General features: G+C 63.1%; 12 protein-coding genes. 1 reads left to right on the top strand and 11 read right to left on the bottom strand.

Going from position 1 to position 11,842, the window contains the following annotated elements; all coding sequences use genetic code 11:
• Positions 1-4: 4 nt before the first annotated feature.
• Together HNP60_RS09430 and HNP60_RS09425 are read right to left on the bottom strand one after the other, a co-directional pair.
• Positions 5-1,270 (bottom strand): hypothetical protein, encoded by a 1,266-nt coding sequence (locus HNP60_RS09430; protein ID WP_184152880.1) that lies wholly within the window; start codon positions 1,268-1,270, stop codon positions 5-7.
• A gap of 3 nt (positions 1,271-1,273) precedes the next feature.
• Positions 1,274-5,380 (bottom strand): phage tail length tape measure family protein, encoded by a 4,107-nt coding sequence (locus tag HNP60_RS09425; protein WP_184152877.1) that lies wholly within the window; start codon positions 5,378-5,380, stop codon positions 1,274-1,276.
• 26 nt (positions 5,381-5,406) lie between these two features.
• Here HNP60_RS09425 and HNP60_RS19755 point away from each other — a divergent pair, with 26 nt between their 5' ends.
• Positions 5,407-5,556: a hypothetical protein gene (locus HNP60_RS19755; RefSeq protein ID WP_221416050.1), complete on the top strand. Its 150-nt coding sequence runs from the start codon at positions 5,407-5,409 to the stop codon at positions 5,554-5,556.
• Between the two features lie 70 nt (positions 5,557-5,626).
• Here HNP60_RS19755 and HNP60_RS09420 read toward each other — a convergent pair whose 3' ends face one another.
• The 9 genes from HNP60_RS09420 to HNP60_RS09380 all read right to left on the bottom strand — a co-directional run bounded on the left by HNP60_RS09420 (position 5,627) and on the right by HNP60_RS09380 (position 11,841).
• Positions 5,627-6,109, bottom strand: a complete 483-nt coding sequence (locus HNP60_RS09420) for a phage pre-tape measure protein (RefSeq protein ID WP_184152874.1) — start codon at positions 6,107-6,109, stop codon at positions 5,627-5,629.
• Positions 6,110-6,124: 15 nt separating this feature from the next.
• Entirely contained in the window at positions 6,125-6,889 is a 765-nt protein-coding gene (locus HNP60_RS09415; RefSeq protein ID WP_184152871.1) for a phage tail tube protein, read from the bottom strand.
• A 61-nt stretch (positions 6,890-6,950) separates the two neighbouring features.
• The gene (locus tag HNP60_RS09410) at positions 6,951-7,496 is read right to left on the bottom strand and encodes a hypothetical protein (protein ID WP_184152868.1); all 546 of its coding nucleotides are present in this window, start codon (positions 7,494-7,496) and stop codon (positions 6,951-6,953) included.
• The gene (locus tag HNP60_RS09405) at positions 7,493-8,104 is read right to left on the bottom strand and encodes a hypothetical protein (protein ID WP_184152865.1); all 612 of its coding nucleotides are present in this window, start codon (positions 8,102-8,104) and stop codon (positions 7,493-7,495) included. Before HNP60_RS09405 ends, HNP60_RS09410 begins: the two co-directional genes overlap by 4 nt.
• A complete protein-coding gene (locus tag HNP60_RS09400; RefSeq protein WP_184152862.1) occupies positions 8,101-8,475 on the bottom strand; it encodes a hypothetical protein in 375 nt (124 codons plus the stop codon). Before HNP60_RS09400 ends, HNP60_RS09405 begins: the two co-directional genes overlap by 4 nt.
• Positions 8,476-8,477: 2 nt before the next feature.
• Entirely contained in the window at positions 8,478-8,870 is a 393-nt protein-coding gene (locus HNP60_RS09395; RefSeq protein ID WP_184152859.1) for a hypothetical protein, read from the bottom strand.
• Between the two features lie 64 nt (positions 8,871-8,934).
• Positions 8,935-10,035, bottom strand: coding sequence for a major capsid protein (locus tag HNP60_RS09390; protein ID WP_184152856.1), 1,101 nt, complete (start codon positions 10,033-10,035; stop codon positions 8,935-8,937).
• A gap of 39 nt (positions 10,036-10,074) precedes the next feature.
• Positions 10,075-10,533 (bottom strand): hypothetical protein, encoded by a 459-nt coding sequence (locus tag HNP60_RS09385; protein WP_184152853.1) that lies wholly within the window; start codon positions 10,531-10,533, stop codon positions 10,075-10,077.
• Between the two features lie 12 nt (positions 10,534-10,545).
• On the bottom strand, positions 10,546-11,841 hold the full coding sequence (locus tag HNP60_RS09380) for a S49 family peptidase (RefSeq protein ID WP_184152850.1): 1,296 nt from the start codon (positions 11,839-11,841) through the stop codon (positions 10,546-10,548).
• Between the last annotated feature and the right edge of the window lies 1 nt (position 11,842).

Genomic DNA, 11,842 nt, shown 5'->3' with positions numbered 1-11,842 from the left:
GCGATCAGATCGTAAAGACGACGCGATCGTCGCCCGGAACAGTCTCGCGATCGTCGCCTTCAAGGGTTGAACGCAGATCGGCGAACTCGTCCGTCGGCGCGGGCAGCGAACGAATGGCTACGGACGATTTGGCGACCTGATCCGTCTCGAAGCTCATCTCGATCCCGTCTGTGGCGAAGCGCGAATACAGCAACCAACTGATCTTTCTGACGTCGGCCGCACCGAACGCTCGATCGAACGGGACGTCCACTGTCAGGCGGCTGTTACTGAACGATGTCACTATAATAGTGATATTGCGCCGTAGAGTCGAGCCGTCGTTGAGATCGATCTGCACGGCGTTGAAAACGGGATGCCCGGAGAAGTCGTTCGCGAGTTCGACCCCTTCCACGAAGAAGTTGCTGTCCCCGATGGAAACCGTGCCGACCAGTCGCATGTCTTCGGTTTCATTGGGCTTGTAGAAGGCAGTGCGCTGACCCTTCATGCGCTTGAAGAAATCGACGAACGCGAGTGCATCCGCGCTGCTCGCGAACAGATACTGCCCCTTCGGCGTGAAAGACGGGAAGTCGATCGGGCGGAACACCGCGACGGCGCCGCGCTCGTAATCGATGCTCACCGTCGGCCATGAGAAGTCGATCTCGACCGCTCCGGCCCAGTTCACATTGAACGGGAACACTTCGCGACCATTGAACGTCGCGCCCGGAGACGAGGGAACGTCGCGCTCTTTCAGCGGCATTACCCGAAACTCGAGATCGGCTTCGATCAGATTGTTTGTCGAGGCGCGCGCACTGAACTGCTGCGGCCACTGCGCCGTCACTGCGCCGTAGACGGGCGTGTCGGCGGCGATGGCACCCAGCGGATCGACGACGATGACGGTGAGGCCGGTGATATCGTCGATCACCGCGAGTTGCGCCTCCGCGCCTTCTCCGATCAGTATCTCCTGGCCGATATAGAGACGGTCCACAGAGGCACACTGAAAGCTGATCGCGCCTGCGGAAGCGGAATCGCTCACCGTCGTCGACCACGATCTGTCCGGCGCCACCAGTGGGAGGTTCTGCGCAGCAGCGACGATGCGCATGAACTTGCGAAAATCCGCCTGGTTCGCCTGCACGGATGTCGAGATGCTGCGCCTCGGCGTGCTGCGCAGCGCGATGCGCTGTTCGACGCCGGCCTCGCTCGTTATGATCTCCGTCAGATATTCCCACTTGACCCGATACTGGTTCGCCCAGTTGTGGGGAAATGGGTAGCGGACCCTGGCAAGATCGTCGGCCATGCGTCAGCCCCCCATCGCCTGAGAGAAGGCCCGGGCGTTGGACCCGACGAAATTGAGGATCGCGCGTGTGCCTTCTCTCGTTTCGAGAGCGCGAACCAGCATGTCGGCCGCGTCGAAGGCGTTGATGACGGTGACATCCTGCGGTCGACCGGCGCTGCCGCCGCCATTGTAGCGGTGACGCGGATCGGTTTCGGTCAACACCTCTTCGCCTTTGCGCAGGATTGTCGCCACCTCATCGGGTGCCAGTCCTGCGATGCCGCCGCTATGGTAACGCGTGGCGTTATTGAACCACTGAGGGGCAACCATGCGCTGCTGCAGCCCATGGCCGACGACGCCGCCGCTATGCGCGATGCTGGTGGGGACGAAGGGGTTCGAAGCCCCGAAGCCACCGCCTGCGGCGCCACCTGCCAGCCCTCCGGCAAGACCGCCAAGCAATCCGCTGACCAGATTGAAGATGAGCTGCTGCTGGATCATCTGTGCGATCCGCAGCAGGAAGTCCGCAGCGAACTGGCGGAACGACGACCAGAGCGCACCGAAGGCGTTCTGCCCCTGCGCGATTGCCTGCGCGAAACTGTCGATCGCGCTGACCGCGCTGCCGCTGAACGTCTGGGCGATCGTCTTGCCGCCGATCCCCATGACTGTCACCCACTGCCGGGTCTCGTCATTGGCGGTCTTGAGACGCTCGATGATGGCGCGAATTTCCTCCGGCGTGCGATGAAGCGCATCATTGGAGAGATCCAGCGCCTCATAAAACTCGATCGCCGCGGCGATGGCGTCGCGCAGTTCGCTGTTCGTCGCAGTCAGGTCGGGGACAAGGGAGCGCGCCTGATCGTAGAGACCATTCTCGTTGAGGTAGTCGATACGCGCCTGCAATGCGTCGCGCTCTGCGGTGAGGCGATCGATCGGCGCCTGAACTTCGCGCGTCTGCGCCTGCGCGAGATCGCGCGCCTTGGCCAGATCGAACTCGGCGGCCGCCAGTTCGCGGGTGCGCTGGATCTGCGCCTCGGTGAGCTGGATTGCGTCCTGCCCGGGCTTCAGACGCGTGTTGATGTCCGCCACGCGCTGACGGAGATCGAACTCCGCCTTGGCGACAGCGATTTCCTTCTCGGCGGCGATGAGTGCGCTGTCCTGGAGCTCGTTCTGCGTGCGCAGCGCGGCGATGCTCCGCTCGCGCTCATCGTTCGCCTTCTCGATCTCCCGGTTGAAGCGCTCCTGCGCCTCTGCGGCTTCCTGCGTGAGACGCTCGATTTCAGCCTGTCCGGCGGTTTGCGCCGCACCGGTATCGCCGATGCGATTGGCGATGAAGCGCTCGAGTTCGTCTGCGGTGCGCGCGCGGCCGTTCTCATAAAGGTAGCCGCGGTTCGCCTGCATGACTCTGCGGCTCAGTATCTGATCCACCGGCGTGTCGCCGTCGGCTCGCAGCACCTTGAGAGCGTCGCCGGCACCGAGGAAGTGCGCCAGATAGAGGTTGGCCGCCGTGACCTTCTGGCCGAAGCGTTCGAGAAACCTTGCGTTCTCGCGCGCATAGTTGTCGATGATCGCGCGCGCGACCTGCTGGTTGTTGCGAAGCGCGAGAATCTGCTGATCGCTCATCGACTTCGACTGCTCGGAGAAGACGCGCTTGAACTGGTCGAGCCAGGTGCTGTCGATGAACTGACCGAAGCCAACCGCAGACGAGTTGGGGTTCTTCGCCGTTCCGCCCTCTGCGCCGACCACCCGGCTGTTGAACTGCTGGATGGCTCGCTCGCGCTCGGCGGCGGCGGATTTCATGGCCGATGCGCCGGCCTTGATAACCTTCTCCTCATCCTTGAGGATCGCGGCGTGTTCTTTCTCGATGGCGTTGCGACGCAGCGCGGCAGCGACCTGGGTGTCCTGCGCACTCTTCGCAGCCAGGATGCCGGCGATCTCTTCGCGCCGGGCCTTTTCGCTCTGAGAAAGGCGTTCCTTGTCGCTCTTGCGGCGAAGCTCTTCCAGTTCCCGCTCGAGATTAATCTCGCGCAGCTTGTCGGAACGCGCCTTTGCGGCCCGGCTGTCGGCGTCACTCTCGTTCGTAACACCGCCACCGCCGCGCGCGGCGGCGCGCGCACGCTCGAAGGTGAGTTCCAGGATGCGCGCGTCAAGCTGGGCGATCGTCTGCTGATAGTAGGAGCGCTCAAGCGGCGTTCTGGCCTTCTCGAGTTCCTGCTGCGCGCGCGTCAGCTTTGCCGTGGCATCGCCGATGTCCTGATTAATGACACCGACGGTACGCGTGCTGCTCAGCTTGTTGGCGATGCGATCGAGCAGGTTGCCGAGCGATTCAAGGGCGTTGTAGGCGCCCTGAATGAATGCCGTGTCGCCGATTGTGTCCTTGAGGTTCTGCCAGCCACGGTTCAGCGCCTGCGTGGACTGCTCCCAGCTACCGCGCTGCTTGTCGGCGACGGCGTCCATTTTCGTCGTGTAGAGGTCGAGCGCCATGGCGCGGGCGCGTTCGGCATCACCTTCCTCGAACAATGTGCGGATGCGCTCGCGCTGCTGCGCCGTGAGGAAGTTGGTCGCTTCGTCCAGCTTGACGATCGCATCGTAGCCGCCCGAGAAGGCTTCGGCCATCTGCTTGGCGGCGTCCACCACTTCGATGCCAAGCACACGCGACATATTGATGGCAGTCTGACCGAACTGATCGAAGCGATCTTGCCGAAGCCCTTCGTCCGTGAACGTCTTGACGGCGGCCATGGCGTCCTTGGCATAGGCGCCGAGGCTGCGCATGTTATCGACGACCGCCGAGATGGCAGTGGCGTTGTAATTGCCGCCGGCCGCATCAAGTTCGAGATTGCCGGTGATGGTGCGCAGGCGCTCGGCTTCGTCCGCGGCGCCCTTGATCGCCAACGCGATGCCGGCGATAACGACCGATGCGCCGATGAACGCCTTGCTCGAAAACGCCGCGGCGATGGCCGAACCGGCGCGCGGGAAAAGCTGCAGGATCTGGCCGCCCTGCTGCGCCAGAGTCTGCGTCAGCGAAGTTCCGGATGCGAGCTGGGTGACGACGTCGTTGATCTGGTAGCTGAGATTGGTCAGTTCGTAAGGGCGCAGCCCGAACAGCGTTACGCCCTGGCGCCCGTTTCGCGCGATATCCGCTTCGGCGCGCTTCCGCTCGTTGGCAAGAAGGCGTTCGGCGTCCCCTAGTTCCTTGGCGCCGAGCTTTCCGTCGGCGTATGCCTTCTTGAGCAGCGCAAGTTTCGCCTGATAGCGCTCCTCAAGGGCGATCAGCGGATTGAGCTCGCGCTTCAGTTCTTCGATGGAGTTATCGTAGGCCTTCGTCGCCGCTTCGGCGCTGCGCATTTCACGCACGCCCTGCTTGACGCGCGCCTCGAAGAGTTCGTGGGCGACAGCCGCTTCCCGGAGAACACGCGCTTCTTCTCGTGCGTCCAGTGCGCTGGTCGTTGCGCCGTTGTCCTTGGCCGAACGTCCGGCCAATGCGGGAGAAATGCGGGCGTTGAGCGCAGCGACATTGGCCTGGGCGCGCGCGGCGCGCTCTTCCTCTGCTGCGATGGCTGCCAGTGCCTCGCGCCGGTCATTCAGCGCGCGGGTGAGCTTTTCCTGCTGATCGGCGGCGGCAATGGCCGTTGAGCCGAGCTGCTGCAACGATGAGCGACTGGAAGCGAGCCTCTGCTCCTCGGCGTCGAGGACTTTGGTGACAGCCGTGATCTTGTTTTGCAGGCCGTCGTAGGTCGCCTGAAGCTCGCGGAGCGAAGTCAGACGGCCAGCCTGATTGCGTCCTGCATCGACGATCGCATCGGCGCTGCTCAACAACTGGATTGCGCGCGCAGCCTCTTCGGCCTGGCGACGATAATCGGCGAGCTCCTGACGACGCTTGGTGATCGAGCTCGTCAGGGCATTCAGGGAGCGCTCGGCCTTATCGGCGGCCGAGGCGACAGTGGCCGCTGCCCGATCGACAGTAGCGAACGCCGCCACCATCTCGGCCATGCTCGCGCCGGTGCTGCGCGCAGAGCCGGCAACCTTCTCCTGACCGGAGAAGAGCTTGTTCATGGACTCCGCGATGGTGTCGAGCGCGCGCGATGCCTCGTCACGGGCCTTGATAACAAGGGAGACGTCGCGAGAGTTTACTGTGGCCACTTCATTCTCCCGGCAACAGCCGCGCTATGAAGTCCCCCATCAGTTTCTGGCCCTTGTCGGCCTCGGCGCGTGACGAGATATATGCAGTCTGGAAGGCGATGGCCGTCGCGACAGTGCTTCGGTTCAATCGCTCAACGACCAGTGCCGCTTCGTCCGACAAGCGCCCCAAGGTGTAGTTCGCTGCGTCTGGGTGCCCATGATCGAGGAGAAGATTGACCTTCTGCCGGATCTCCCAGAGCCAGTCCTTCAGTTCGCGTCGTCGCTCGGTGCCGCCGTTTCGCCCAGTCTCGCCGGCACCATCCTTGCGATCAGGGCGAAGAACTTTCCCGCCGGCATCTCCGTCGTGAAGGTGAGCTGACCGATCTTCTCGAGCGCCGACACCGTTGTGCCGAACGACAGGGAAAGGGCGAGCTTCACGTCCTCTTCGAATTCCGCCTCGGCGGTCGGATCGGAGCCGGACGCGATGGCGATGATCTCGGCCACAACGGTCGGAGCATCCTCCACGATGCCGGCGATAAGCGCAGAGACGTCGGTCTGACCGACTTCGCCGATCTGACGGTAGCGATCCGCCAGTTTGTCGAACGCCGTCGAAATGGCTCCGACATGGCGATAATAGACATGCATGATGTCGTTCGGCCCGACCCCTCTGACCGTGAACGACTCCTCATCGGAGACGGGCACGGCCATAGTCGGGATCGGGTTCGAGATTTTTCTGAGCGAGGAAGTCATAGCCCCTGGTTCTCCTTACGCGTAAGGCGCGCCGTCGCAGTAGATGGCGCTGAGATTCCCTTTGGTCTGGATCTCCACCGTGAGCGGGATCGACTGGAGGGTGTTCTCGGCGATCAGCGCGAATTCCCCGTTCGGACTGATCGTTGCCGACGGCATGAGAAAATCGCGCGGCTCACCTTCGGCGGGGAAAGCCACAAACTTGATCTCGCCCGCGGCCGAGTTGGAACCGGATACCGTCTGCTTGCGCTTGATCGCTGCCCGGTCGAACTCGGCCGTCAGATCGTCACCTTCATCGACGGTCGAACTGGTTGCCAGAACCTCGAAGGTGCCGCGGTCCAGATCGACTTCGTAATCCGTGTTGAGAACGAGAGTCGTGGCCCCCTTCTTCAGCACGAAATTCGACAGCTTGCGAATGCCGGTCGGATTGGCGGTCGTCGCGCCGACCTGATAGAGACCGCCGAGATTGACATCGGTGAAGGTCTCGCTCTGCGCGGTCGCTGACGTCTGCGCGATCTCGGAGGTGCTGCCGAGCAGATACAGGGCCAGGTTCTCCTCGGAGATGTCCTCGAGTTGCAGCGTCGACGTACGATTGGTCTGCACGACGATGTCGCGGTCCTTCTCGCGAATTCCCCGGGTCGACCGGTAATGCGGCAGCTTTTCGCTGGTCACGTTGATGTTGAACGCCGGAGCGTTGCCCAGGAACCGGAAGCCGGACATGCCGTCCTTCTTGAACCAGAGCTGGCCACGCCCGAGCGTGAGATTGTCGTTATGGGTGCTCATATGCTACACACTCCTTGCGTATTATCACTATAATAGTGATTTGATGGTAAAACTAGACGGTTCAGGCGTATGGACTTCCCGCCTGATCGATCACGGTGAGCGTCACGATCAGCCAGAAGTAGGCCTTGGCTGACACGTCGCCCGCCGGACGCACGGTCCCGGCGCCGATGGCCATCTTCTCGATGCGGTTCGCTCCCGAGCCGAGGCCCAGAGGATCCTTGATGCCGCGACTGCCTTCGAGCGTGCGCGTGCTCTCCCGCGCCAGACACAGCCGCACGTCGGCGAGAAGTTTGTACGCCGGGTCGGTCGGGTGCGCCGGATCGTCCTTGACGAAGCCCTGGATGAGGATCGGCCAGTCGTACTGCGATGCGGCTGTCTGCGACATCGCGAGCAGTTCGTCTTCGCCGCTCGTGGCTTCGAGCACGCAGAGCATCGGAATTGGATCGGAATCGCCGAACCACTCGCGGCCTCGGAAGACACGTTCCAGCGCAGCGCCGTCGCCGTGCGTCCCGTCGGACAGATCATGATCGTAGCCATTGGCCGGCGTGATGGTCTTGAGGGCAGCAGTCAGCGCCTTCAAGACCCGTAGCTTGAAGGGGTCGCTCATTGGATACCGTCCAGTTCGACGAGCCGCAGGAACTCTGCGGAGAGGAAATCCTGCGTGTCCGGCGCGATGTCTTCGCGGATCGTATTGAACAATTGATCGACGCTGGGGCCGTAAAGGAGATAGAGATTCCCCTTCATGCGGATCATCTGGCGCTTGCTCTCGATCCTCTCTCCGGGCTTGAGGCGGATGGCGAGGCCGAGGTTCGACTTCGTGTCGAGATCAGCGGAACCTGCGCGCAGGCGGATGAGAAAAGCGCGACGCATGAACCTGGCGAAACCCGGCGCCACTTCCACCGATACGCCGGTCTTGCTAGGTGCATTGCCGCGCGCGAAGCGAGCCAGGCTCGTCGGACGCTGCCGTCCGGTCACGATGGCTTCCATGTCGTCGCCGGAGGCGCGCTTCGATACGGTGAGGCGGCCCTGCGATGGTTGCAGGTAGCTTGGCGGCAGCTTCACCTGCTGCAGCATTCGTCGCGCCGCATCGGTTCGCGCGCGATCGGCCGTGCGATTGACGGCGCGACGCGCTGCGGTCTTGATTGCAGCGGGAAGAGTTTCGAACGGCCGATCCGACGCGAAACCTTCGATGGCGATGACATAAGCCTCGCTCATTCCGGCACCGGAAGTCCTTCGGCTTCCTCTGTGCTCAAGCGGGTTACGCGAGCAGTCTGGAAACCGCGATACGGCGGATACTGGAAGTCGATCCGGTACGCCTCGCCATCCTCGACGGAGACGATTGCGTTGCGGCGTACCGCTGAAATTTCCTTGAGATCAAAGCGGATGCGGTCGGAGGGCTCGGCCATCTCTGCCGACGACATGCCCTGAAGCGCCCCGACCATGTTGTTGTCGGACTTCAGCCACAGGCGCACGGTAACGTCGCGCGGCTCTGCGCCTGCAAATGCAATGTAGAGCGCCGGGACAGCCCACTGCGAATGGGCGTCCCGGCGCATGCGCCGCATCGCAATTTGCGCGCGGCTTGCCATCGTCAGAAGTCGTCCGACGCAGCGGCGATGGGGGCGACGGCCTTGACGGCGTCGAGCAGCGCCTTCTTCGCGAAGTCCCTCGCGAGCTGCTTCTCTTCCTGCTCGGCGATGATCCGCTTGCGCGCGATGTCGTTGGCGACGGTGAGCTCACCGTAGCTGAGCACCGCGATCTTCTCGGCCAGGGCCGCTTCGGCCTCGTCGAGTTCGACGACTGCGTTCAGCGCGAAAAGCTCTTCGCGCTGCTCGGCGCTGTCCGGAACGAACATGGTGTCCGGCATGATTACGGAGTCGATGCGCAGGACGCTCTTCACCGGCGCGATCTTCGCCTTCTCGGGAGCGGGAGCGGGCGGCGTCGTTTCGGCGGGAGCCGCCGGAGTCTTGGTTGTGTTGGCCATAAAAGATCCTCAATCACGATAATGTTGACGAGACGGGCGGCCGAAGCCGCCCGCCGCAGATGATTTATGCGATCGGCGTGAGCTTGTAGGTCGCGTCGGGGTTGATCGGCACGAACAGCGGCGCACTCTCGATCGAGATGTGCTCGGTCTTCACGCGCTCGCCGGTCACGAAGTTCTTCGGGAACATCGGGAGCGCCTGATACTCGGCATCCTTGTCGACGATCATGCCGAAGCACTCGTAGCCGTTGATCGCTTCCGGCGTGGACGTGAACACGATCTCGTTGGTGCCGAGATAACGCGCCGCCGAACCGTTGTCGGCCGTGTAGGTCTCGTTGTTCACCCACAGTTCGATGCGCTGGCCGCTGTTGCCGCCAACAGTGAACGAGCCGATCGAGTAGCGCTTCTCGCCAGAACCGTTGATAAGGCCGCGCTCGACGTTGACGCCGGGCACCGGATGGTACTGTTCCATCTTCGCCTTGATCTCGGTGTCAGCCAGCAGCACGTTGGCGACGCCCTGTCCCATCTCGGCATGCACCATGGTGCCGCCGAAAGCCGCGTTGTTCATGGTGTCCATGACCGACTGGAACTTGCTGTAGATCGACACGCCGGAATCGCCCCAGCGATTGCCGGACGACAGCACCTCGGTGTGGCCGGACGCGCGCTGGAAGTCGACTTCCACGCTGGTGCCATCGCGATAGACGCAGGTCACCTTGCCGTCGATGATGGCGCGCGCCTTCATCCACTCCCAGCGACGTTCGACGGCGAGCTGGAATTCGGCGGCCATCGCCATCTTGATGAGAGCGATGCGCTGCATCGGAGTCAGGGTGCCGAGCGACAGCATCGAATAGTCGATGCCGGGCTGCTGCGTCAGCGGACGGAGTTCGTCGACGGCATCCTGCACAACGATGTTCGCCGGCTTGAAGCGGTAGCCCTGGACGCGATCGGTGAAGACGCCGTGGCCTTCACCCTTCGGCTTCACGAACGGGGCCAGCGAGCGGCTGCGGATGGGGAGCTTCTCGAAGTCGATCCACTCCTCGGTGGAGCGCATCTGGTTCGTGAAGTAGCGGCCGAACGCCCAGGTCTCGGGGCGATTCTGGCGGAACACGCCAAGCAGTCGACGCGAAGTCCACAGCTCATACGGGTTCGCCGAAGCATAGGTGGTCATAGTGCGAAATCCCTATAATGTTGACAAGTTGGGCGAACGTCAGACGATGCGGCGCTGGCGGAAGACCAGCAGCGGGTTTCCGACCACGCCTTCCCAGGTCGTCTTCTTGGCGAGCGTGTCGAACGACGCATGCCAGACCAGCGGGCTGTCATCGCCGGTATCATTGACGCCTGCGTTGAAGTTGCCGGTGAGCAGCACTTCGCCGAACACGGTCGTGTTGCTCGAGCCGGACGTCGCGCCGTGCAGCAGGACGCCGATCGGCTTGATGGCGCTCGACAGGGTGGCGTTGTACGTCGCCATGACGAGCTTTCCGCTGGAGAGGCCGACCACGCTGAACGGCGCGAGAGTGAGGCTGTCGCCGAGCAGGATGCGGCGCGGTCCCTGCACCGCCGGTTCGGCGCCGGCCAGCAGATTGCTGTCGGTGTAGAGATCCATCACCTCGAAGGCGGGAACGCCGCGGACGTGGGCGTTCTTGTAGGACATAATGATGTTGGCCATCGCGAATTCTCCTTATGCCTGCACGAAGCCGCGCAGACCGAACTGCTTGGCAAGCGCGAGATCGGCCGACGCGTCGTCGGGGTTGGCCTGGCGATCGTTGCCCGATCCGCCGGCATCGATGTTGGGCTGGTCGATGTTGCTCATCGCAGCGTCCAGGTGATTGGTCGCCTCGGCCTGCGTCTGCTGAGCCTGCGGAGCCTCGACCTTCCTGGGAGCCGTGGCGAGCGCAGCGGCGGCCGCCTCGACGCTCATGTCGGTCGCGAACGCGAAATGGTTGGCGAGTTCCTCGCGCCCCTTCGCTTCCTCGTGCTGCAGGATACCGCCGATGCGTGCCTGCATCGCTGCGGCCGCAGTGGTCGCGGCATCGGCGATGGCCTTCTCATGGGCGGCCTGGTCGACCGCCGAGTTGTCCGGAGTGGACATCTCTCTTTCTCCTTCGTCTTGATTGGACGGGTCGTCCAGGGAGCCCGCAAAGGCGGACAGTGCGTCGTCGTGACTGCCGATGCTGTCGGCGAGCCCGTTCGACACGGCTTCAGCGGCCGAGTAGGTGAAGGCGCCCAGGTCTTTCCGGATCGCCTCCTCCGTCAGTTCGCTGCGATTTCGCGACACGCTGGCCACGAAAATTGAGTAGAGATCATCGACGCGCGCCTGCATGCGGCTGAGCGCACGTTCGGACAGGGGCTCGTCGGGATTGCCGTCGACCTTGCCTTCGCCGGCCGAGATGTACGTCACCTTCACGCCGAACCGATCGTTGGCAGCGCTCCAGTCGAGGTGCATGGTATAGACGCCGATCGAGCCGACGGTGCCGGTCGGACTGACATTCACATGCGGCGCGACGGCGATGATGTTGTAGGCGGCCGAGCAGGCGGACTCCTGCGCGAAGCCGCGCAGAGGCTTTTCGCCGCGACGCTCGGACATCTTGTCGACGAGCACCTGGTTGCCCGCAACCAGTCCGCCGGGCGAATGCACCATCAGCGCGATGCCTTTCACCTCGGGATCGTCGAGCCCGCGCTCGAAGGCGCGCCAGATATAGTCGTAGCCGGTTGCCCAGTTGCCCATCTGCCAACCGAAGTTGTTGAGCAGGATGCCCTTGACCGGGATGTGAAGGATGCCCTCCTTCACGACATAGGGGCGATACGGCGCGCGCCAGTCATCCGATGCGTACCAGAAACCGTCACCCTGATCCGCCATGAGCTCGTCGAGCCTCGGCGTCTGTGCGGCATTATGCAGGCAGGCGCTGAACCAGGCCTTGTGCTCGGCATCGACAAGCACGGGGCCGTTCTCGACCAGGGCTGCGAACGGGTTCATG

The sequence above is a fragment of the Sphingobium lignivorans genome (genome assembly GCF_014203955.1).
GTDB classification, from domain to species: domain Bacteria; phylum Pseudomonadota; class Alphaproteobacteria; order Sphingomonadales; family Sphingomonadaceae; genus Sphingobium; species Sphingobium lignivorans.
This window is presented reverse-complemented; position numbering and strand designations above follow the sequence as displayed.

Bases quoted from the DNA above. Each gene is read 5' to 3' on its own strand.
- HNP60_RS09380 (WP_184152850.1), bottom strand. From the start codon at position 11,841: ATGAACCCGTTCGCAGCCCTGGTCGAGAACGGCCCCGTGCTTGTCGAT.
- HNP60_RS09400 (WP_184152862.1), bottom strand. From the start codon at position 8,475: ATGGCAAGCCGCGCGCAAATTGCGATGCGGCGCATGCGCCGGGACGCC.
- HNP60_RS09415 (WP_184152871.1), bottom strand. From the start codon at position 6,889: ATGAGCACCCATAACGACAATCTCACGCTCGGGCGTGGCCAGCTCTGG.
- HNP60_RS19755 (WP_221416050.1), top strand. From the start codon at position 5,407: ATGAAGTCCCCCATCAGTTTCTGGCCCTTGTCGGCCTCGGCGCGTGAC.
- HNP60_RS09385 (WP_184152853.1), bottom strand. From the start codon at position 10,533: ATGGCCAACATCATTATGTCCTACAAGAACGCCCACGTCCGCGGCGTT.
- HNP60_RS09420 (WP_184152874.1), bottom strand. From the start codon at position 6,109: ATGACTTCCTCGCTCAGAAAAATCTCGAACCCGATCCCGACTATGGCC.
- HNP60_RS09410 (WP_184152868.1), bottom strand. From the start codon at position 7,496: ATGAGCGACCCCTTCAAGCTACGGGTCTTGAAGGCGCTGACTGCTGCC.
- HNP60_RS09405 (WP_184152865.1), bottom strand. From the start codon at position 8,104: ATGAGCGAGGCTTATGTCATCGCCATCGAAGGTTTCGCGTCGGATCGG.
- HNP60_RS09430 (WP_184152880.1), bottom strand. From the start codon at position 1,270: ATGGCCGACGATCTTGCCAGGGTCCGCTACCCATTTCCCCACAACTGG.
- HNP60_RS09395 (WP_184152859.1), bottom strand. From the start codon at position 8,870: ATGGCCAACACAACCAAGACTCCGGCGGCTCCCGCCGAAACGACGCCG.
- HNP60_RS09390 (WP_184152856.1), bottom strand. From the start codon at position 10,035: ATGACCACCTATGCTTCGGCGAACCCGTATGAGCTGTGGACTTCGCGT.